The organism is Actinomycetospora sp., from assembly GCF_036497585.1.
In the GTDB taxonomy this organism is placed as follows: domain Bacteria; phylum Actinomycetota; class Actinomycetes; order Mycobacteriales; family Pseudonocardiaceae; genus Actinomycetospora.
This window is the reverse complement of sequence record NZ_DASXJD010000112.1, coordinates 1-19,752: the sequence shown is the minus strand read 5'-3', so window position 1 is coordinate 19,752 and position 19,752 is coordinate 1. Positions and strand designations below refer to the sequence as shown.

At 74.9% G+C, this 19,752-nt stretch carries 18 protein-coding genes; 13 read left to right on the top strand and 5 right to left on the bottom strand.

Annotated features, from left to right (window positions below):
* The 3 genes from VGH76_RS10930 to lon all read right to left on the bottom strand — a co-directional run.
* A partial coding sequence (locus tag VGH76_RS10930) for a ParA family protein (RefSeq protein WP_331556709.1) occupies positions 1 to 394 on the bottom strand: 394 nt, incomplete at its 3' end.
* A gap of 181 nt (positions 395 to 575) precedes the next feature.
* Positions 576 to 857 carry a helix-turn-helix domain-containing protein gene (locus tag VGH76_RS10925; protein ID WP_331556708.1) on the bottom strand — a complete coding sequence of 94 codons (282 nt, stop codon included), beginning with the start codon at positions 855 to 857 and terminating at the stop codon, positions 576 to 578.
* A 94-nt stretch (positions 858 to 951) separates the two neighbouring features.
* Positions 952 to 3,261, bottom strand: a complete 2,310-nt coding sequence (gene lon, locus VGH76_RS10920; protein ID WP_331556707.1) for an endopeptidase La — start codon at positions 3,259 to 3,261, stop codon at positions 952 to 954.
* Positions 3,262 to 3,422: 161 nt separating this feature from the next.
* Between lon and VGH76_RS10915 the strand changes: the two genes are divergently transcribed.
* The 6 genes from VGH76_RS10915 to VGH76_RS10890 are packed head-to-tail and all read left to right on the top strand — an operon-like array spanning position 3,423 to position 10,759.
* On the top strand, positions 3,423 to 3,554 hold the full coding sequence (locus tag VGH76_RS10915; protein ID WP_331556706.1) for a hypothetical protein: 132 nt from the start codon (positions 3,423 to 3,425) through the stop codon (positions 3,552 to 3,554).
* Complete coding sequence (gene kdpF, locus VGH76_RS10910) at positions 3,551 to 3,640, top strand: K(+)-transporting ATPase subunit F (protein WP_331556705.1); 90 nt, start codon at positions 3,551 to 3,553, stop codon at positions 3,638 to 3,640. Before VGH76_RS10915 ends, kdpF begins: the two co-directional genes overlap by 4 nt.
* Positions 3,640 to 5,304: a potassium-transporting ATPase subunit KdpA gene (kdpA, locus tag VGH76_RS10905; RefSeq protein WP_331556704.1), complete on the top strand. Its 1,665-nt coding sequence runs from the start codon at positions 3,640 to 3,642 to the stop codon at positions 5,302 to 5,304. The genes kdpF and kdpA overlap by 1 nt, the downstream gene beginning before the upstream one ends.
* Entirely contained in the window at positions 5,301 to 7,415 is a 2,115-nt protein-coding gene (gene kdpB / locus VGH76_RS10900) for a potassium-transporting ATPase subunit KdpB (protein ID WP_331556703.1), read from the top strand. The genes kdpA and kdpB overlap by 4 nt, the downstream gene beginning before the upstream one ends.
* 2 nt (positions 7,416 to 7,417) lie before the next feature.
* On the top strand, positions 7,418 to 8,122 hold the full coding sequence (locus VGH76_RS10895; protein ID WP_331556702.1) for a potassium-transporting ATPase subunit C: 705 nt from the start codon (positions 7,418 to 7,420) through the stop codon (positions 8,120 to 8,122).
* Positions 8,123 to 8,140: 18 nt separating this feature from the next.
* Entirely contained in the window at positions 8,141 to 10,759 is a 2,619-nt protein-coding gene (locus VGH76_RS10890) for a sensor histidine kinase (protein ID WP_331556701.1), read from the top strand.
* Between the two features lie 192 nt (positions 10,760 to 10,951).
* Here the strand turns inward: VGH76_RS10890 and VGH76_RS10885 are convergent, their stop codons facing one another.
* Positions 10,952 to 11,827: a DUF72 domain-containing protein gene (locus VGH76_RS10885; protein WP_331556700.1), complete on the bottom strand. Its 876-nt coding sequence runs from the start codon at positions 11,825 to 11,827 to the stop codon at positions 10,952 to 10,954.
* A gap of 70 nt (positions 11,828 to 11,897) precedes the next feature.
* Here VGH76_RS10885 and VGH76_RS10880 point away from each other — a divergent pair, with 70 nt between their 5' ends.
* The 5 genes from VGH76_RS10880 to VGH76_RS10860 all read left to right on the top strand — a co-directional run bounded on the left by VGH76_RS10880 (position 11,898) and on the right by VGH76_RS10860 (position 16,898).
* On the top strand, positions 11,898 to 13,667 hold the full coding sequence (locus VGH76_RS10880) for a Na+/H+ antiporter (RefSeq protein WP_331556699.1): 1,770 nt from the start codon (positions 11,898 to 11,900) through the stop codon (positions 13,665 to 13,667).
* 114 nt (positions 13,668 to 13,781) lie between these two features.
* On the top strand, positions 13,782 to 14,771 hold the full coding sequence (locus VGH76_RS10875) for an acyl-CoA dehydrogenase family protein (RefSeq protein ID WP_331556698.1): 990 nt from the start codon (positions 13,782 to 13,784) through the stop codon (positions 14,769 to 14,771).
* Complete coding sequence (locus tag VGH76_RS10870) at positions 14,768 to 15,544, top strand: PIG-L family deacetylase (protein ID WP_331556697.1); 777 nt, start codon at positions 14,768 to 14,770, stop codon at positions 15,542 to 15,544. Before VGH76_RS10875 ends, VGH76_RS10870 begins: the two co-directional genes overlap by 4 nt.
* Positions 15,541 to 16,167: a class I SAM-dependent methyltransferase gene (locus VGH76_RS10865; RefSeq protein ID WP_331556696.1), complete on the top strand. Its 627-nt coding sequence runs from the start codon at positions 15,541 to 15,543 to the stop codon at positions 16,165 to 16,167. The genes VGH76_RS10870 and VGH76_RS10865 overlap by 4 nt, the downstream gene beginning before the upstream one ends.
* A complete protein-coding gene (locus VGH76_RS10860; RefSeq protein WP_331556695.1) occupies positions 16,164 to 16,898 on the top strand; it encodes a glycosyltransferase family 2 protein in 735 nt (244 codons plus the stop codon). Before VGH76_RS10865 ends, VGH76_RS10860 begins: the two co-directional genes overlap by 4 nt.
* A 309-nt stretch (positions 16,899 to 17,207) precedes the next feature.
* Here the strand turns inward: VGH76_RS10860 and VGH76_RS10855 are convergent, their stop codons facing one another.
* Entirely contained in the window at positions 17,208 to 18,032 is an 825-nt protein-coding gene (locus VGH76_RS10855; RefSeq protein ID WP_331556694.1) for a GAF and ANTAR domain-containing protein, read from the bottom strand.
* 212 nt (positions 18,033 to 18,244) lie between these two features.
* Between VGH76_RS10855 and VGH76_RS10850 the strand changes: the two genes are divergently transcribed.
* Together VGH76_RS10850 and VGH76_RS10845 are read left to right on the top strand one after the other, a co-directional pair.
* On the top strand, positions 18,245 to 19,039 hold the full coding sequence (locus VGH76_RS10850; RefSeq protein ID WP_331556693.1) for a DUF1990 family protein: 795 nt from the start codon (positions 18,245 to 18,247) through the stop codon (positions 19,037 to 19,039).
* Between the two features lie 112 nt (positions 19,040 to 19,151).
* On the top strand, positions 19,152 to 19,736 hold the full coding sequence (locus tag VGH76_RS10845; protein ID WP_331556692.1) for a type 1 glutamine amidotransferase domain-containing protein: 585 nt from the start codon (positions 19,152 to 19,154) through the stop codon (positions 19,734 to 19,736).
* The last annotated feature ends 16 nt before the right edge of the window (positions 19,737 to 19,752 follow it).

Here is a 19,752-nt window from a genome sequence, read left to right as displayed (position 1 = left end):
CCGCGACCCCGACCAGCGCCAGGTCCAGGCGCTCGTGCGACCCCAGCTGACCGGCCTCGGCGACCCGGGCCTCGAGGTCGTAGCGGGCGGGCAGCAGGTCGATGCGCCGGGCGAGCTCGACGACGTCGCCGCCGGCGTGCGGGATCAGCCCCCAGCGGCACTGGACCAGCCCGTCGACCGCGCATCCCTTGCGGTTGGCGGCGACCACCTCCGCGGTGGTGACCATGCCCGTGAGCTCGGCCTCGCCGTACCCGAGTCGGCGCGACAGGTTGGCCTGGGGATCCATGTCGACGGCCAGGACGTGATGGCCCCGGGCGGCCAGGGCCTCGGCGAGGTGCGCGGTGACGGTGGTCTTGCCGGCTCCACCCTTGTTGTTCGCGAGGGCGACCCGCATCGTGTACCCCCCGTCCGCGCTCGTGTCGTGCTCGCGTCACGGGCCCGCGCTACGACTCCCCCCGGCACAGTCGCACCTGTGCACGTGCGCTCACAAGCACTCCTGCACGAGTGCACATGTGCACACCACCAGGCCTGTGCGCTGCGTACTCGGCCGTGCGCGCAGCGCTGTCGTCGGTGTCTCAGCAGCCGCCACGGCTGCACGCGGTGAGCGCCTCGAGCACGGGGGCGAGCCGTCGACCCTCGGCGGTGAGCCCGTACTCGGTCCGGGGCGGACGGGTCGGCACGACCCGCCGCTCCACCAGGCCGGCGTCCTCGAGGTCGGCCAGCCGTTGCGTGAGCGTGGCCGGGGGTACGGACCCGAGCGACTGCTGGAACTCCGAGAAGCGGACGGCGCCGAGGTGCGCGGCGTACAGCACCGAGAGCGACCACCGTCGCTCCAGCAGTGCCGCCAGCGCGCGCACCTCGGCCGGGACCGGCTCACACCCGCGCTCACCCCGACACACCGCGCACCCGTCCCGTCATCCGTCCCTGCCCCTGGTCTCGGCCGTCAGCCTCTCAGGCCGCGGCCTCGAGCGTCGCCGGTTCCGGCTCCAGCGCGACGTCGAGCACCTCGGTGATCGTCATCGACGGGTGGAACCGCAGCGCGGCGGCCACGTCGGCGGGGACGTCGTCGAGGTCGGCGCGGTTGCGCTCGGGCACGACGATGTCGGTCAGGCCCGACGCGTGTGCCGCGAGGACCTTCTGCTTCACCCCACCGATCGGCAGCACCCGGCCCTGCAGGGTGAGCTCGCCGGTCATCGCCACCGTGTGGCGCACCGGGCGCCCGGTCAGCAGCGAGACCAGCGCCGTGGCGATCGTGACGCCCGCCGACGGCCCGTCCTTCGGGATCGCGCCCGCGGGGACGTGCACGTGGAACGAGCGACCGGTCAGCGACTCCGGGGCGATCCCGAGGTCGGCCGCGTGCGAGCGCACCCACGACAGCGCGATCCGCGCCGACTCCTTCATGACGTCGCCGAGCTGGCCGGTGAGCACGAGCCCGTCGCCCGCGGTGTCGGACGGCATCGCGGCCGCCTCGACGAAGAGGACGTCGCCGCCCGCGCCGGTCACGGCCATGCCGGTCGCGACGCCCGGCACCGCGGTGCGCTCGACGGCCTCGGTGACGTAGCGCTGCTTGCCGAGCAGGCCCCGCACCGTCTCGGTGTCGACGACCACGGCGTCACCGCCGCCCGCGACGCCCGTCGCCACCTTGCGGGCCAGCTTGCCCAGCTCGCGGTCGAGCTGCCGCACCCCGGACTCGCGGGTGTACTCGGAGACGACCAGCCGCAGCGCGGCGTCGTCGGCGACGAGGTCGGCGTCGTGCAGTCCGGCGGCCGACCGCTGCCGGGGGAGCAGGTGGTCGCGGGCGATCGCGACCTTCTCCTCGACCGTGTAGCCGTCGAACGAGATGACCTCCATCCGGTCGAGCAGCGGTGCAGGGACGGTCTCCAGCACGTTCGCGGTGGCCAGGAAGACCACCTGCGACAGGTCGATCTCGACGTCGAGGTAGTGGTCGCGGAACGCGTGGTTCTGCGCCGGGTCGAGCACCTCGAGCAAGGCGGCCGACGGGTCGCCGCGCCAGTCGCTGCCCACCTTGTCGACCTCGTCGAGCAGGATCACCGGGTTCATCGTGCCCGCGTCGCGCAGCGCCCGGACCAGGCGGCCGGGCAGCGCGCCGACGTAGGTGCGCCGGTGCCCGCGGATCTCGGCCTCGTCGCGGATGCCGCCCAGCGACATCCGCACGAACTCCCGGCCCATGGCGCGGGCGACCGAGGCGCCGATCGAGGTCTTGCCGGTGCCGGGCGGGCCGACCAGCGTCAGGATCGTGCCGGCCTTGCCCCCGTCGTCCTCCACGCCGCGGTCGCGGCGCAGCTTGCGGACGGCCAGGTACTCGACGATGCGGTCCTTGACGTCCTCGAGGCCGGTGTGGTCGGCGTCGAGGACGGTGCGCGCCCCGACCGGGTCCAGCTGCTCCTCGGAGAGCTTCGACCACGGCAGGGCCAGCAGCCAGTCCAGGTAGGTCCGGATCATCGACGACTCCCCGGACTGCTCGCCGCTGCGCTCGAGGCGGGCGAGCTCGCGCTCGGCCTGTTCGCGCACGTGGTCGGGCATGCCCGACTCGGCGATCTTCGCGCGGTAGTCGGTACCGCCCGCAGCGTCATCCTGGCCTTCGCCCAACTCCTTGCGGATGGACTCCAGCTGACGGCGCAGCACGTACTCGCGCTGCGCCTTGGCCGCGCCGGTCTCGACGTCCTCGCGCAGCGACTTGCGCACCTGCAGCTCGGCGAGCCGCTCGCGCTGCAGGCGCAGCGCCAACTCCAGGCGCTCGCGCACGTCGAGCGTCTCGAGCAGCGACACCTTCTCGGCGTAGAGCACCTCGGGCGCCCAGCCGGCCGTGTCGGCCAGCGCGCCGGGCTCGTCGATCCCGCGCAGCATCCCGGCGGCGCGGCCGTCGTCGCCGCGCAGCTCGAGGACCTCCTCGACCACTGCGCGGTACGTCGTCTCCAGCTCGCGGATCCGGCCGTCGCGCTCCGTGGCGTCCGGGAACGGCGTCACGTCGACGCGCAGGTTCCCCGCGTCGTCGGCGCTGCCCGTCCCGGCCTTGCCGCGGTGCACGCCGGTCAGCTGCACGGCGGTCACGCCGTTCGGCAGGCGGGTGCGGCCCGTGACGTCGGCGACGGTGCCGACCGCGGCGAAGTGCCCCTCGTGGCGCGGGACGAGCAGGACCTGCTCGCCCTTCTCGGCGCCGACCTCGGCGGCCGGCACCACGAGGCTCATCCCGGGGAAGATCACGTTGTCGTCGACGGGGACCAGCAATAGCTCGGTCATCTCGTCTCCCCATCACTCGTGCTTGGTAGTACCTACAAACGTTGAAGTGACTACGGGTATTCCGGCCCTGTGGGCGCGCGTGAAAGAACGCCACACCGGCGTCAACGACGCGTCAACACCACCTCCCGGACCCGCGCGACGGGCGCACAGTCGCGGCCGACGTGCCCCGGGTCGGCCGGGGCGCACGAGGTGGGGAGGGACGGCACGCCGTGGCCGATCTTCTGTACGCGCTGGTGGTGCTCGCGGGCTTCGCGGTCCTGCTGCTCGCGGTGCGCGGACTGGACCGACTGTGATCGCCGCGAACCTCGTCGGCGGACTGGTCGCGCTGGCGCTGCTGATCTACCTGGTGATCGCCCTCGTCCGTCCGGAGAAGTTCTGATGAGCGACACGGCAGCAGGGCTGCTGCAGCTCCTGGCCCTCCTGGTCGCCCTGGGCGCGGTGTGGCGCCCGCTCGGGGACTGGATGGCCCGCGTCTACACCGACGCGGGGCACTGGCGCGGTGAACGCGTGATCTACCGGCTCACCGGCGTCGACCCGGACTCCGACCAGCGCGCCGGCACCTACGCGGTGGCGGTCCTGGCGTTCTCCCTCGTCGGCGTGGCGGTGCTGTACCTGCTCCAACGCCTCCAGGGGGTGCTGGGCTTCGACCAGGGCCACGGCGCCGTCGACCCGGGCGTCGCGTTCAACACCGCGGTCTCGTTCGTGACCAACACGAACTGGCAGTCCTACGTGCCGGAGACCACGATGGGCGCCGTCACGCAGATGATCGGCCTGACGGTGCAGAACTTCCTGTCCGCCGCGGTCGGGATGGCCGTGGCGGTGGCGTTGATCCGGGGCTTCGTCCGCTCACGCGCCGGCGGCCGGATCGGCAACGCCTGGGTGGACATCGTCCGGGGCTGCACCCGGATCCTGCTGCCGATCGCGGTGGTCGGCTCGCTCGTGCTGATCGCCCTCGGGGTGGTGATGAGCCTGCACGCCGGCGCCGACGTCGTCGGGCCCGACGGGCACGCGAGCACGATCGCGCTCGCCCCGGCGGCCTCCCAGGAGGCGATCAAGGAACTGGGCACCAACGGGGGCGGCGTCTTCAACGCCAACTCCGCGCATCCCTTCGAGAACCCGAACCCGGTCACGAACTGGATCGAGATCTTCCTGCTGTTGGTCATCCCGGTGTCCCTGACCCGGACCTTCGGCCGCATGGTCAGCAACCAGCGCCAGGGCGTCGCCCTCCTCGGGGTCATGGCCACGCTGTGGGGCGCGGTGCTCGCGATCATCTGGGTCGCGGAGGCATACGCCACCGGGTCGGCCGCGGTCGCCGCCGGGGCGAACCTCGAGGGCAAGGAGGTCCGCTTCGGCATCCCGGCCTCGGCGCTGTTCGCGAACTCGACCACCGGCACCTCGACCGGTGCGGTGGACTCGATGCACGACAGCTTCTCCGCGTTCGGCGGCGGCGGCGCGATGCTCAACATCCTGTTCGGCGAGATGACCCCCGGCGGGGTCGGGACGGGGCTCTACAGCATCCTCGTCGTCGCGATCGTCGCGGTGTTCCTGGCCGGGCTGATGGTCGGGCGCACCCCGGAGTACCTCGGCAAGAAGCTCGGCCGGCGCGAGGTGACGTGCGCGGTCGTCGTCGTGCTGGCGATGCCCGCCCTCGTGCTGCTCGGCACCGGCCTGGCGATCGCGCTGCCCGCAACCGCGGGCGCCCTGAACAACTCGGGCCCGCACGGGCTGTCCGAGGTGCTGTACGCCTTCGCCTCGGCGTCGAACAACAACGGGTCGGCCTTCGCCGGGATCACCGTGACCAGCCCGTTCTTCCAGACCGCGCTGGGCGTCGCGATGCTGCTCGGCCGCTTCCTGCCGATCGTCGCCGTGCTCGCCCTGGCCGGCCTGCTCGCACGGCAGCCGCGGGTCGAACCCAGCGCCGGCACACTCGCCACCGACAAGCCGCTCTTCTCGGTGCTCGTCGTCGGGACCATCGTCCTGGTCGCTGCGATCACCTTCCTCCCCGCACTCGCCCTGAGCCCCATCGCGGAGGGCCTGTCATGACCGTCGCCCCGACCGAGCGCCCCCGCCCGCAGGCGCGGGAGCACCCGCCGTCGCACACCGGCCGCGTGGGCGCGGGTGCCTTCCGGCCGCGCCAGCTGTTCGAGTCGCTGCCCGAGGCACTGCGCAAGCTCGACCCGCGCATCCAGATCCACAACCCCGTGATGTTCGTGGTGTGGGTCGGCTCCGTCGTCGTGACGATCTCGGCGATCGTCTCGCCCAGCGTCTTCGCCTGGCTCATCGCGATCTGGCTCTGGATCACGGTGGTGTTCGCGAACCTCGCCGAGGCCGTCGCCGAGGGCCGCGGGCGGGCGCAGGCCGACGCGCTGCGCCGGACCCGGACCGACACGATGGCGAGCCGGCTGCGTACCGAGGATTCCTCCGGTCCCGTGGCGGAGGTCCCTGCGACGACGCTGCGTCTCGGCGATCGCGTGGTGGTCGAGGCCGGCCAGACGATCCCGGGCGACGGCGAGATCGTCGAGGGGATCGCCACGGTCGACGAGTCGGCGATCACCGGCGAGTCCGCCCCGGTGATCCGCGAGTCCGGTGGCGACTTCTCCTCGGTCACCGGGGGCACGACCGTGCTCTCCGACCGCATCGTCGTCCGGATCACCGCCAAGCCGGGCGAGTCCTTCGTCGACCGCATGATCGCCCTCGTCGAGGGGGCCCAGCGCCAGAAGACCCCCAACGAGATCGCGCTGACGATCCTGCTGGCGGCGCTGACGATCGTGTTCCTGCTCGCCGTCGTGACGCTGCAGCCGATGGCGGCCTACTCGGGCGGCGAGCAGTCGCTGGTCGTGCTCGTCGCCCTCCTGGTCTGCCTGATCCCGACGACGATCGGCGCGCTCCTCTCCGCGATCGGCATCGCCGGTATGGACCGGCTGGTGCAGCGCAACGTCCTCGCCACCTCCGGCCGGGCGGTGGAGGCGGCCGGTGACGTCTCCACCCTGCTGCTGGACAAGACCGGCACGATCACCTACGGCAACCGGCGGGCGACGGCGCTGCACCCCCTCGACGGCGTCGACCCCGCCGAGCTGGCGCGGGACGCGCGGCGCTCGAGCCTCGCCGACACCACCCCGGAGGGCCGCTCCGTCGTCACCCTGTGCGCCGAGGTGCACGGGCTAGCGCCGGAGGCCGACCCGCACGAGGCGGTGGCGCAGTTCGTGCCGTTCAGCGCCACCACCCGCATGTCCGGGATCGACCTCGACGGCGACTCGGTCCGGAAGGGCGCCACCAGCGCGGTGCTGGCCTGGGTGCGCGAGCACGACGGGGACGACTCCTCGCGCGGGCAGGTCGAGGCGATCGCCCGGGAGATCTCCGAGCGCGGGGGGACACCGCTGCTGGTCGCGCGGCACGGCCGCGACGGGTCGGTCCGCGCGACCGGCCTGCTCGAGCTCTCCGACGTCGTCAAGCCCGGCATCGCCGAACGCTTCGCGGAGCTGCGCACCATGGGCATCCGCACCGTGATGATCACCGGCGACAACCCGGTGACCGCGCGGGCCATCGCCGCCGAGTCCGGCGTCGACGACGTCCTGGCCGAGGCCACCCCGGAGGACAAGCTCGCGCTGATCCGCCGCGAGCAGTCCGGCGGGCGCCTCGTCGCGATGACCGGGGACGGCACCAACGACGCCCCGGCGCTCGCCCAGGCCGACGTCGGGGTCGCGATGAACTCCGGGACCACCGCGGCCAAGGAGGCCGGCAACATGGTGGATCTCGACTCCGACCCCACCAAGCTCATCGGGGTGGTCGAGATCGGCAAGCAGATGCTCGTCACGCGCGGCGCGCTGACCACCTTCTCGGTGGCCAACGACCTGGCCAAGTACTTCGCGATCCTGCCCGCGATGTTCCTGGTGATCTTCCCGCAGCTCGCGGCGCTGAATGTCATGCACCTCGCGACGCCGGAGTCCGCGATCCTCTCCGCGGTCGTGTTCAACGCCCTCGTCATCGTCGCGCTCATCCCGCTCGCCCTGCGTGGCGTCCGGTTCCGGCCGATGGGCTCGGACGCGATGCTGCGGCGCAACCTGCTGGTCTACGGGCTCGGCGGCGTCGTCGTCCCCTTCATCGGCATCTACCTCATCGACCTCGTCGTCCGGTTCATCCCGGGGATCGGCTGATCATGTCCACGCTGACCGAGCACACCGACGGTTCTGCCCACACCGACGAGCCCACGCCCGCCCACCCGGTGACAGGGACGGCGCTGCGGCGCCAGGGGATCGCTGCGCTGCGCCTGCTCGTCGTCCTGACGATCGTGCTTGGGGTGCTCTACCCGCTGGGCGTCTGGGCCGTCAGCCGGGTTCCCGGGCTGCACGACCAGGCGGAGGGATCGCTGCTCGGGTCACCCGGGATGGCCACCGGATCGTCGCTCATCGGGATCGACCCGGTGCCGGCGAACGCCGCCGCGGACCCGTGGTTCCACACCCGCCCCTCGGCGTCGGCCCCCGAGGACGCCACGGCGGGCCTCGGTCCGGCGGACCCGAGCACCTCGGGCGGGTCGAACAAGGCCGCCGACTCCGGCGACCTGGTGAAGGCGGTGGGCGAGCGGCGGACCTCCATCGCCGCCCGCGAGGGTGTCGACCCGGCCGCGGTCCCCCCGGACGCGGTCACCGCGTCGGCCTCGGGGCTCGACCCCGACATCAGCCCGGCCTACGCCGCCCTCCAGGTGCCCCGGGTCGCCCGGGTGACCGGACTCGGCGAGGACCAGGTGCGGGCGCTCGTCGCGCAGGCCACGGAGGGACGGGCGCTCGGGTTCCTCGGGGAGCCGAGGGTGGACGTGCCCGAGCTCGACTCGCTGGTCCACACGGCCGCGCCCGCGGCGCGCTGACGGGAGGAAGCTGGGGCCATGAGCAGGGAGGACGCCGCCGACGCCCGGCTCGGCTCGGGGGACCCCGCGGGCGCCCCCACCGAGCGGCGCGGCGAGCTGCGCATCTACCTGGGCGCGGCACCCGGCGTCGGGAAGACCTACGCCGCGCTGAACGAGGCGAGCCGACGGCTCGACCGGGGCACCGACGTCGTGGTCGGCCTGGTCGAGACGCACGGCCGACCCCGCACGGCCGTCCTGCTCGACGGCCTCGAGGTCCTGCCCCGCGCGGTGATCGGCCACCGCGGGAGCGAGCTCACCGAGCTCGACGTCGACGGGGTGCTGGCCCGGGCCCCCGAGGTGTGCGTGGTCGACGAGCTCGCCCACACCTGCGCCCCTGGGTCCCGGCACACCAAGCGCTGGGAGGACGTCGACGAGCTGCTCGCCGCCGGCATCGACGTGATCTCGACGGTGAACGTGCAGCACCTCGAGTCGCTCGGCGACGTCGTCGAGCGCATCACCGGGGTCCGCCAGCAGGAGACCATCCCGGACGCCGTGGTGCGGGCCGCCGACCAGCTCGAGCTCGTCGACATCACCCCGGAGGCGCTGCGCCGGCGGATGGCGCACGGCAACATCTACCGGCCCGAGAAGATCGACGCCTCGCTGGCCAACTACTTCCGCCCCGGCAACCTCATCGCGCTGCGGGAGCTCGCGCTGCTCTGGGTGGCCGACCAGGTCGACGTCGCGTTGCAGCGCTACCGCACCGAGTCGGACATCTCCGAGGTGTGGGAGGCCCGGGAACGGGTGGTCGTGGCGGTCACCGGCGGCCCGGAGAGCGCCACCGTGCTGCACCGCGCCGCGCGCATCGCCCGGCGCGCGGGCTCCGCGGACCTGCTCTGCGTGCACGTCCTGCGTGGTGACGGTCTGGGTGGATCGGGTCCCGGCTCTGGCCCCGGCTCGGCCGGCGCGGACCTGCGGCGGGTGGCCGCGGACGTCGGCGCGTCCTTCCACACGGTGGTCGGCGACGACGTGCCCGCCGCCCTCCTGGAGTTCGCCCGCGGCGCCAACGCCACCCAGCTGGTGCTCGGCACCTCCCGGCGCTCGCGGTGGGCCCGGCTCGTCGACCCCGGCATCGGCGCGCGCGCGGTGGCCGAGTCCGGGCCCATCGACGTGCACCTGGTCACCCACGCCGAGGCCGGCGGACACCGCCCGCGGCGGCGGCGCCTGTCGGTCCCGGCCCGGCGGCACGCCGTGGGGTGGCCCGCCGCCGTCGTCCTCCCGGTGCTGGCGACGCTGCTGGGGGTGGCGCTGCGCGAGGTCGTCGGCGTCTCCACCGACGTCGTGGCGTTCTTCCTGGCCACGGTGGTCACCGCGCTGCTCGGCGGGCTGGGCCCGGCCCTGCTCGCGGCCCTGCTCGGCGGGGTTCTGCTCAACTTCTTCCTGACCCCGCCGCTGCACACCCTGACGGTCGCCGAGCCCGAGAACGCGATCCAGATCGTCGCGATGGTCCTCATCGGGATCCTCGTCGCCCTCGTCGTCGACCGCGCCGACCGGCGCGCCGCGCAGGCCGCGCAGGCGCGGACCGAGGCGACCCTGCTCACCTCGTTCGCCCGCGTGGTCCTGGCCCGATCCGACCCGCTGCCCAAGCTCCTCGAACGGGTCCGGGAGGCGTTCGGGCTGACCGCCGTGGCCGTCCTCGAGCGGGGCGAGGGCGGACGGTGGGACGTCACCGCCTGCACCGGCGAGGCGCCCTGCGTCCGCCCCGAGGACGCCGACGCCGACGTCGAGATCGACGAGGGCGTGCACCTGGTGGCGGGTGGCCGCGTGCTCACCCCGGCCGAGCGGGCGCTGTTCGCCACGGTGAGCGGCCAGGCGCTGCTCGCCCTGCGCAACCGTCGCATGGCGGCGGAGGCGTTCGACGCGCAGCGGCGGGCCGACGCGGCCGGCCTGCGCACCGCCCTGCTCTCCGCCGTCGGCCACGACCTGCGCACACCGCTGGCCGCGATCAAGGCAGCCGCGTCGAGCCTGCGGGACCCGACGGTGCGGGTCCCGGACGAGGACCGCGCCGAGCTGCTGGCCACGGTCGAGGAGTCGAGCGATCGCCTGACCACGCTCGTGGACAACCTGCTGGACTCCTCGCGGCTGGCCACCGGTGCGGTCACCCCGCACCGCCGGCCGGTGGGCTACGGCGAGATCGCGGCGATGGCGCTGGCGGGGATGCCGGCCGACGACGGGCGCGTCCGGGTCGAGGTGCCCGAGGACCTCCCGGAAGTGCTCGCCGATCCGGGTCTCGCCGAGCGGGTGGTGGCCAACCTCGTCGACAACGCGCTGCGCTACGGCGGCGCGGGTCCGGTCACGCTGCGCGCGAGCGCCTACGCCGACCGGGTCGAGCTCCGGGTGGTCGACACCGGGCCGGGCCTGGCGCGCAGCCGGGCCGAACGGCTGTTCGTCCCCTTCCAGCGCCTCCACGACCACCCCACCGACACCGGGATCGGGCTGGGTCTGCATGTGGCGCGCGGGTTCGCCGAGGCGATGGGCGGCACGCTCACGACCGAGGAGACCCCCGGCGGAGGCCTGACCGTGGTGCTCACGCTGCCCGCCGCCGACCGCGCGACGGCGAGCGCCCCGGACCCGGCGGTGTGGTCGGAGACGACGGCGTGACGGGCCGTTGCCTCGACGTCCGTGTGCCACGCGCACACGGTCGGCGCGGCTCGAGCACGAACGGGCGCGCGTGGTGCGCTGCGCACACGGCACCACCTCGGCCGCGGCGCCGCCGTGAGCGTCGTGCACACCTGTCGATCGTTCGTCGCCGCTCGGTTCCCACCGTGTGCGTCGGGCACATGCCGGCCGCGCTCAGCGGCGGGCGGCCACTGCCTCCTTGAGGGCCACGGCGTCGTGCGGGGCGTACCCGTCGGCGTCGTTGTCGAAGTAGACGAGCACCTCGCGCGGGCTCGCGGACGGCGGGTCCGCCGGTGCGATGGTGTCCTCCGACGACGGCGCCTCCCCCGCCGCCCACGCGGCCACCTTCTCCGCCCAGGTATCGATCGCGGCCGCATCGTAGCCGCCGTGGTAGAGCTCGTGCTGGCCGTGCAGCCGGACGTAGACGAGCCCGGCGGTGACGTCGTCGAAGCAGGGGAACTCCCCGGCGCCGTCGGAGACGACGAGGGCCACGTCCTGGGCCCGCAGCAGCTCCACGACGTCGGGGGTGCGGAAGCTGGGGTGCCGGGCCTCGAGCGCGTAGCGGAGCGGGCGGTCCTCGTCGGTGACGGTGCACGGGTCGGGCACGCGGTCGGTGTGCGCGGCGGCGAGCGCGGCGGCCTCGCCGGTGGAGCGCGGCAGCATCGCGAGGAAGCCCTCGACACGCTCGGGGTCCCACGGCTGCTGCGGCGGGAGCTGCCAGAGCACCGGCCCCAGCTTCGGCCCGAGGGCGAGCGGCCCGGAGGCGAGGAACCGCCCGAGGGCCTCCTCGACGCCGCGCAGCTTCTTCATGTGGCTGATGTAGCGGCTGCCCTTGACCGCGAAGCGGAAGCCGTCCGGGGTGGCCGCCGCCCAGGTGCGGAACGACGAGGCCCGCTGCAGCGAGTAGAACGTGCCGTTGACCTCGGCGGTGTCCAACCGCCCCGACATGTACTCGAGGCGGCGCCGCCGGGCGAGCCCGTCCGGGAAGAACGAGCCCTGCCACGAGTCGTAGGTCCAGCCCGAGGTCCCCACGCCCACCGTGCCCACCATCACCGCCGATCGTACGTCCCGGCCCCGCCACGAGATGAAGATCGGTGACAGCGGCTGGCAGGATCACCGGGTGGTCGCATCGGTCGCCGGCGTCGTCGCCCTCGTCATCGTGACCGCCCTCGTGCGGGCAGGTGCCCGCCGCACGGGTGTCCCCGACCCGATCGCGCTGCTCCTCGTCGGCATCGGGCTGTCCTGGGTACCGGGCCTGCCGGACTACCGCATCAACCCGGAGCTGGTGCTCGTCGTCGTCCTCCCGGTCCTGCTCTACTGCGCCGCCTTCGCCGCCTCGGTGCCGGCGTTCCGGATCCACCTGCGCCCGATCCTGCTGCTCTCGGTGGGGCTGACGCTCGTCTCCGCGCTCGCCGTCGGCGGCGTGGCCGAGGTGCTGGTGCCAGGGCTCGGGTTCGCCGCGGCCTGCGCGCTCGGCGCGGTGGTGGCACCCCCCGACGCGGTCGCGGCGACGGCGGTGGCCCGCACCATCCGGCTGCCCCGGCGGGTGGTCGCCCTGCTCGAGGGCGAGAGCCTGTTCAACGACGCCGCCGCGCTCACCGTGCTGACCGTCGCGGTGGGCGCGGTGGCGGGCGACACGCTGTCCTTCCCCCAGGCGGTGGGCCGCTTCCTGGTGGTGAGCGTCGGCGGGCTGGTCGCCGGCGCGGTCGCGGCCGTGGTGATCGGGTGGGTCCGGCAGCGGGTGACCCACCCCTACACCGACGTCGTGGTGTTCCTCGTCGCCCCGTTCGTGGCCTACCTGCCCGCCGAGGAGCTGGGTGCCTCGGGGCTGGCCGCGGTGGTGGTCGCCGGGCTCTACCTCGGGCACCGCGCGACGACGATCATGGAACCGGCCGCGCGGGTGGTCACCGGCGCGGTCCGCACCGCGGTGTCCTGGCTGCTCGAGGGCATGGTCTTCCTCGTCGTCGGGCTGCAGCTGCGCCACGTCGTCGTCGGGATCAGCGGCATGGCGCCCCTGGCGGTGGCCGCGGTGACGCTGGCCGTGGTCGGCACTGTCGTCGCCGTCCGCTTCGCCTGGGTGGTGCTCGCCGAGCAGGGGCTGGCGACGCTGCTGCACCGGCGGCACGCGTCGTGGACGGAGACGACGCTGACGGCGTGGGCGGGGATGCGGGGGGCGGTCTCGCTCGCCGCGGTGCTCACGCTGCCCGTCGCGCTGCCCGACGGGCGGGCGTTCCCGCAGCGCGACCTCATCGTCTTCGTGACCTTCGTCGTCATCCTGGCGACCCTGCTCGGCCAGGGGCTCACGCTGCCCGCCCTGGCCCGCCGGCTGCCGGGCGCGCACGGCGAGGTCGTCGAGGAGGCGCAGGAGGAGGCGCGGGCACGCCGGCTCGCCGCCGACGCCGCGCTCACGTGCCTGGAGGAGCTCGAGCGGGAGGAGCCGGGCCGCCGGGCCGTCGTCGAGCAGCTGCGGCGCCGGGTGCAGAACCGCATCGAGGCCGCGACCGAGGCCCAGGCCGCGGCCGACGCGCAGGCCGACGGCACCGAGCCACCGCCTCCCGGGGCGGAGCCGAGCGCCGTCGCGGACCGGGCCGGGGACGGCGAGGCTCCCGACGCCCCCGAGCCCGATGCCCCAGAACCCGACGCCACCGGACCGGAGGCGTCCGGGCGCGGCGGCACGACCGAATCGGTCTCCGCCCCGCCCTCGCACGACGGCGAGCAGGACCGGCAGGAGACCACGCGGGAGTCCTACCGCCGCTACGGGCAGGCGATGCTGGTCGCCGAGCGGAACCGCCTGCTGGCCCTGCGCAACGCGGGCACGCTGAGCGAGGACGCCTTCGTCCGCATCCAGCACGAGCTCGACCTGGAGCAGGCCGCGATGATCGTCCGCTGAGGCGGATCCGGGGTTTGGCCCGGGCGAGCAGGGGTCACCCACCCATGGTTGAGCCCCAGCCGCGTGTCCGCGTCGTCCCCACCCGGGACGCTCCCGTCTCCCGGAGGGGACCCCGTGACCTCGGCCGTCTCGCCGCGCCTCGTGGGCGACGCGCTCGCCAGGGCCGTGGCCACCCTGCGCCTCGCGCCCTCGCCGCGGGCGCACGTCCTCGCCAACTGGCGGGTGCTCGCGCAGGCCGGGGAGTTCGACCTCGACGCCGCGCGGCTCGCCGAGGCCCACCTCGACGCGGCGACGATCACCGACGAGCTCGGCGGCGGCGCCGTCGAGCCCGGGACGCTGTGGGGGGTGTGGGCCGCGGGCAGCCCCGACACCGCGCTGTACGCGACCCGCGACGGTGCCGGCTGGTACCTGACGGGGCGCAAGCCGTGGTGCTCCGGGTCGGACCGCTGCACGCACGCCCTCATCACCGCCACCGCCGCGGACGGCGACCGGGTCTTCGCCGTCGACCTCCGCGCCTCGGACGAGATCCGCAACGGCGACCCGTGGCGGGGCGTCGGCATGCGCGACAGCGGCACCGCCACGGTCCGGTTCACCGCGACGCGGGCCCACCCGGTCGGCGCGCCCGGCGCCTACCTCGAGCGCCCCGGCTTCTGGCACGGCGCCGTGGCGGTGGCCGCGGCCTGGTTCGGCGGCGCGGTGGGGGCCGCGGCCCCGCTGCGCGAGCGCCTGGCCGACGGTCGGGGCGACGAGCACGACGCCGCCCACCTGGGCCGGGTCGACGCCGCCCTCGCGGGGGCCGGCGCCGTGCTCCGCGCCGCCGCGGCCGAGGTCGCCGACCCGGCCGCCGTCACCGAACCCGCGACGCTCGCCCGCCGCCGGGCGCTGCGGGCCCGCGCCGCGGTGGAGGACGCCGTCGAGACGGTGCTGCGCAGCACCGGGCGGGCGACGGGCCCGAAGCCGCTCGCCCACGACGCGCACCACGCCCGCCACGTCGCCGACCTCGAGGTCTTCGTGCGGCAGAGCCACGCCGAGCGTGACCTCGCGGCCCTCGGGCACGTCGCCACCGAGCTCGACGGCGGCCGCGCGGACGGGGTGCGGCTGTGACCGGCGGCCTCACCGAGCGGGACCTCACCGGCACGGGGACCGCCGAGTCCCGCTGGCAGGGCTCGGCGTTCCTCGCGGGGCTGCCCCGGATCGCCCCGACGGAGCTCCGCCCGGCCGGGCGGGTGGTGGTCGTCGCCCCGCACCCCGACGACGAGACCCTCGGCGCCGGCGGGTCCCTCGCCGCGTGGGCGGCCGCCGGGGGCACCGACGTCGTCGTGGTCGCGGTGACCGACGGCGAGGGCAGCCACCCCGGCAGCCCCACGCTGGGCCCGGAGGAGCTGGCCGTCCGCCGCCGCGACGAGCGGCGGGGGGCGCTGGCCGCGCTCGGGCTCGGCGACGCGGCGGTGGTGCGCGTGGGCCTGCCCGACGGCGGCGTCGCGGGGCACCGCGGGGCGCTGGCCGAGGTGCTCGACGACGTGCTGCGTCCCGGCGACGCGGTGCTCGCCCCGGTGCCCGGCGACGGGCACCCCGACCACGACGTCGTCGCCGAGGTCGCCGGGGAGGTCGCCGCGCGCCGCGGGACGACGCTGTGGCGCTACGCGGTGTGGCTGTGGCACTGGGCGGACCCGGGCGGCGACCACACCGACGTCGGCAACGACGCCGTCGCCGTGGCGCTGCCCGACGCGGCACGGCGCGCCAAGCAGGACGCCGTCGCCTGCTTCACCACCCAGGTCCGGCCGCTCTCGCCGGACCCCCGCGACGCGGCGATCCTGCCGCCGACGGTGCTGTCCCGGTTGCTGCGCGAGGTCGAGGTGCTGTGGGGGACCCGGTGAGCACCGAATCCCTGGGAGCCGACCACTTCGACCGGCTGTGGCACGACGAGGACGACCCGTGGGGGTTGGAGTCGTCCTGGTACGAGGACCGCAAGCGCGCCGTGGTCCTCGCGGCGCTCCCCGACCCCCACTACGGCCGCGTCTTCGAGCCGGGATGCGCCGGCGGGGCGCTCTCGGTGCAGCTCGCGGCGCGCTGCGACGAGCTCGTGGCCACCGACCTCGCGGACGAGGCGGTGGAGCGCGCCCGCACCCGGGTCGACGACCAGCCCCACGTACGGGTCGAGCGGGCCGCGGTCCCGCACACGATGCCCGACGGGCCGTTCGACCTCGTCGTGGTCTCCGAGCTGGCCTACTACTTCGGCGCGGCCGACCGCGCGACCCTGTGGGACGGCGTCCGGGAGCGGCTCGCACCCGGCGGGACGCTGCTCGCCGTCCACTGGATCCGGGAGGCGCCGGAGTACCCGGTGACGGGCGACGAGGTGCACGACGAGCTCGCCCGGCTCGACGGGCTGGCCCGGATCGCCGAGCACCGCGAGGCCGACTTCCGCCTCGACGTGCTCGCCCGCGTGTCCTCCGACGGCTCCCGACCGCCCTCCGTCGCGCAACGGGTGGGGCTGCGGTGACCCGACCGCTGCCGGGCCCGCCGGTCCTGGGCGTCGTCGTGCCCGCGCACGACGAGCAGGACCTCCTCGGCGGTTGCCTCGACGCGCTCGCCCGGGCGGCCCGGTGGGTCGCCGACCGCGCGGTGGTGCGCACCGTCGTCGTCCTCGACGCCTGCCGGGACCGGACCGGCGACGTCGCCCGCGCCCACGGCGTGGAGACCCTGGCGATCGTGGACCACTGCGTCGGGGCCGCGCGCGACGCCGGGTGCGCGGCGCTGCTCGACGGCCAGGGTGCGCGGCCGGGCTGGCTCGCCACCACCGACGCCGACTCCCGCGTGCCGCCCGACTGGCTGCTCGCCCAGCTCGAGGCCTGGTCGCGGCCCACCGACGCGCGGGTGGGCGCGGTGTACGTCGAGGACTGGAGCGAGCAGGCGCCCGGCGCGCGGCACTGGTTCGCCGACGTCTACGACGCTGCGGGCGACCCTCATCCCCACGTCCACGGCGCGAACCTCGGCGTCCGCGCGGAGGCCTACCGCGCGTGCGGCGGGTTCCACGGCCTCACGACCGGCGAGGACGTCGCGCTGGTCGCCGCTCTCGACGCCGGCGGGTTCACGGTGCACCGCACCCGGCGCAGTCCGGTCCTCACCAGCGGGCGTCGGCTCGCGCGGGCGCAGGACGGGTTCGCGGGCCGGCTGGTCGACCTCGGGTCGTGCACCCCCGACCTGGACGCCGGGGCGCAGCGCGCCGGCTGACGAGGTCCCGGCGGACGGTCCCGCTTCCGCGACGCTCGGCAGGCCGGTCCCGGTCAGGCGCTCCGGCGCGCACTCCCAGCCCAGCCCGTGCCGGGCGAACGCGTCGTTGAAGGCCCGGCGCTGGAGCTCGGAGGTGTCGACGACGGTGCTGATGGATCCGAGCAGGACCGCGGACACAGGCATGCGGGTAGACCTCCGGGAGGCGCAGGAGAGAGATCGACGAAGAGGCCGCGTGCCCCGTTCGGGCTCGGCCCGGGGTCCCGCGATCCGTCGACCTAACCGCTCCTGCTCCGCGAGGGCTCCCCGCCGCTACAGCTCGACGCGACGGGAGGCGATGGTCTCCGCGATGTCCCGGATCTTGATGTTGAGATCCTGGGAGGCCCGCCGCAGGATGTCGAAGGCCTCGTCGGCGTCGGCGCCGCGGCGTTGCATGAGGATGCCCTTGGCCTGCCCGATCACGTCGCGGGACTGCAGCGCCTCGGTGAGCTGGGCGGTGCGCAGCTTCTCCGCCTCGACCCCGCGGGCGGCGCGCAGGGCGACCGCCGCGTAGGAGGCGAGGATGAGCATCGCGTCCTGGTCGACCTCGGCGAGCCCGTCGCCGTCCCGGAAGTAGTAGTTCAGGGCCCCGAGACGCGGTGGCTCGCCGCCCGGGAACATGCCCGTGGAGCAGACCGCCGTGAAGCCGAGGTCGACCACCCGCGGACCGAAGCGCGGGTAGCGGTCGTCGTGGGCGAGGTCACGGCTCGAGGTGAACCCGGTGCTCGACGACGCCGTCGCCTCGACGCAGGGACCCTCGCCGGTCTCGTACTGGATGCCGTCCGCGCGCGTCGCGAGCGGATCGGTCTCGGTCGGGGTGTGGAAGGTCCCGTCGGGCTCGCGCAGGGTGACCGACACCATGGCCGCGCTCGGCACGATCGTCGCCGCCCGGCGCACCACGCGCTCGAGGACGCCGAGCACCCCGGTCTCCGGGGGCACCGTGAACAGGTCCTGGCTCAGCCCGACGAACTGCGCCGCCAACGGACCCGGGTCCGGCGCCTCGTGCACCGTCACCGAACCCGCCCGCTCGCCGCCTCCCCCGGCCTCGTGCCGGACGAAACGCGTGCGGGCCGCCTGCCACTCCTCCTCGGTCGCCATGTCAGTCGCGGTACCCGACCCGACCCCCGGTTCACGCGTCCCGCGCGTCCGCGGGCGGGTCAGGCCTCGGCACGTGTGGCGCGAGCCGTGCACCGGGTAGATCGCGTCCACCACCGAACTGCGACCCGGGTCTGCGGTCGGTGCAGGTCCTCGCCGGTGCAGACCGGGCCGCCGGCGGGGCCGACCCTCGAGGCTCCCCAGGAGGACCACGGATGAACTCGGCCGCGGGCTCGCGGGCGCGACCCATCCATCCCGACGCCGTGGAGCAGGCCACCCGTTCCGGCCGCGCGCCGGTGCGCCTGGCGCTGCGCTGGCTCGTCGGGATGGGCGTGATGGCCTACAGCTACCTGCGCGAGCCGGTCCCGATCCACCGCGTCGAGGAGTGCGGAGACCCCGACGACCTCGCGCCTCCCGTCTCCGACGCGCTGCTCGACGACCGCTCGCAGCCCTCGGAGAGCGGGCACGGCCCGCTCTTCCGGCGCCGGTTCCGGGTGGTCGTCGACCAGCCCGACGCGAGCGCCGCCGAGCTCGTGGCGCGGGTGGCGGGCGACCTGACCGTGCTCCTGCCCGCCGAGGTGGCCGCGGTCTCCCCGCGCACCGAGTCGCGGGCGCTGCCGGGCCCCGGCGACGAGTTCCTCGTGCGCATGCCCGGGCCGTGGGACGGCCCGGTGCGGGTGGTGCACCGCGACGAGGGCCGGATGCGCCTGGCGACGCTGCGCGGGCACCTCGAGGCCGGCCAGATCGAGTTCCGCGCCACCGACGCCGAGGACGGCTCGCTGGTCTTCGAGATCGAGACGTGGGCCCGGCCGGCGACGGCGACGGTCCGCCTGCTCTACACCGACCTGCGGCTCGCCAAGGAGATGCAGCTCTACACGTGGGTGCGCTCCTGCGAGGCGGCGGCGGACCTCGCCGGCGGCCGGGTCCGTGACGGGGTCGACGTGCTCACCCGGCGGGTCGAGATCGCCCCGCGCGGCCGGCGTCTGCCGTGGCCGCCGCCGCGTCGGTGACGCTGCGACGCGGGTGGCGGTGAGGTTCGTCCCGGGCGCCGCCGCGTTTCGCCGGTCCCGGCCCGGGAAGCCCAGCCCGTCCTGATCCGAGACCGAACGAGGAGTGTCAGCGATGACCGACACGCCGCTCGCGGGCCGCACCGTGGGGTTCCTGTGCGCCAAGGAGGGCACCGAGCAGGTCGAGCTGACCGAGCCGTGGCAGGCCGTGCAGGAGGCGGGCGGCACCCCGGTGCTCATCTCCGAGACCCCCGGCTCGATCCAGGCCTTCAACCACCTCGACAAGGGTGACCGGTTCGACGTCGACGCCGTCATGAGCCAGGTGAAGACCGACAACTACGACGCGTTCGTGCTGCCCGGGGGTGTCGCCAACCCCGACCTGCTGCGCACCATCCCGAACTTCGTGCGCCTGATCGGCGAGGCGTTCGCGACCGGCACGCCGGTCGCCGCGATCTGCCACGCGCCGTGGCTGCTCATCGAGGCCGACGTCGTCCGCGGGCGACGGCTGACCTCGTTCCCGAGCCTGGCCACCGACCTGCGCAACGCGGGCGCCCAGTGGGTCGACGAGGAGGTCGTCGTCGACAACGGCCTGGTCACCAGCCGCAACCCCGACGACCTGCCGGCCTTCTGCCGCACGCTCGTCGACGAGTTCTCCCGGGCCGGGAAGGACGCCGAGATCCACGCGGCCGAGGTCCGATAGGTGGCCTTCGGCCCGG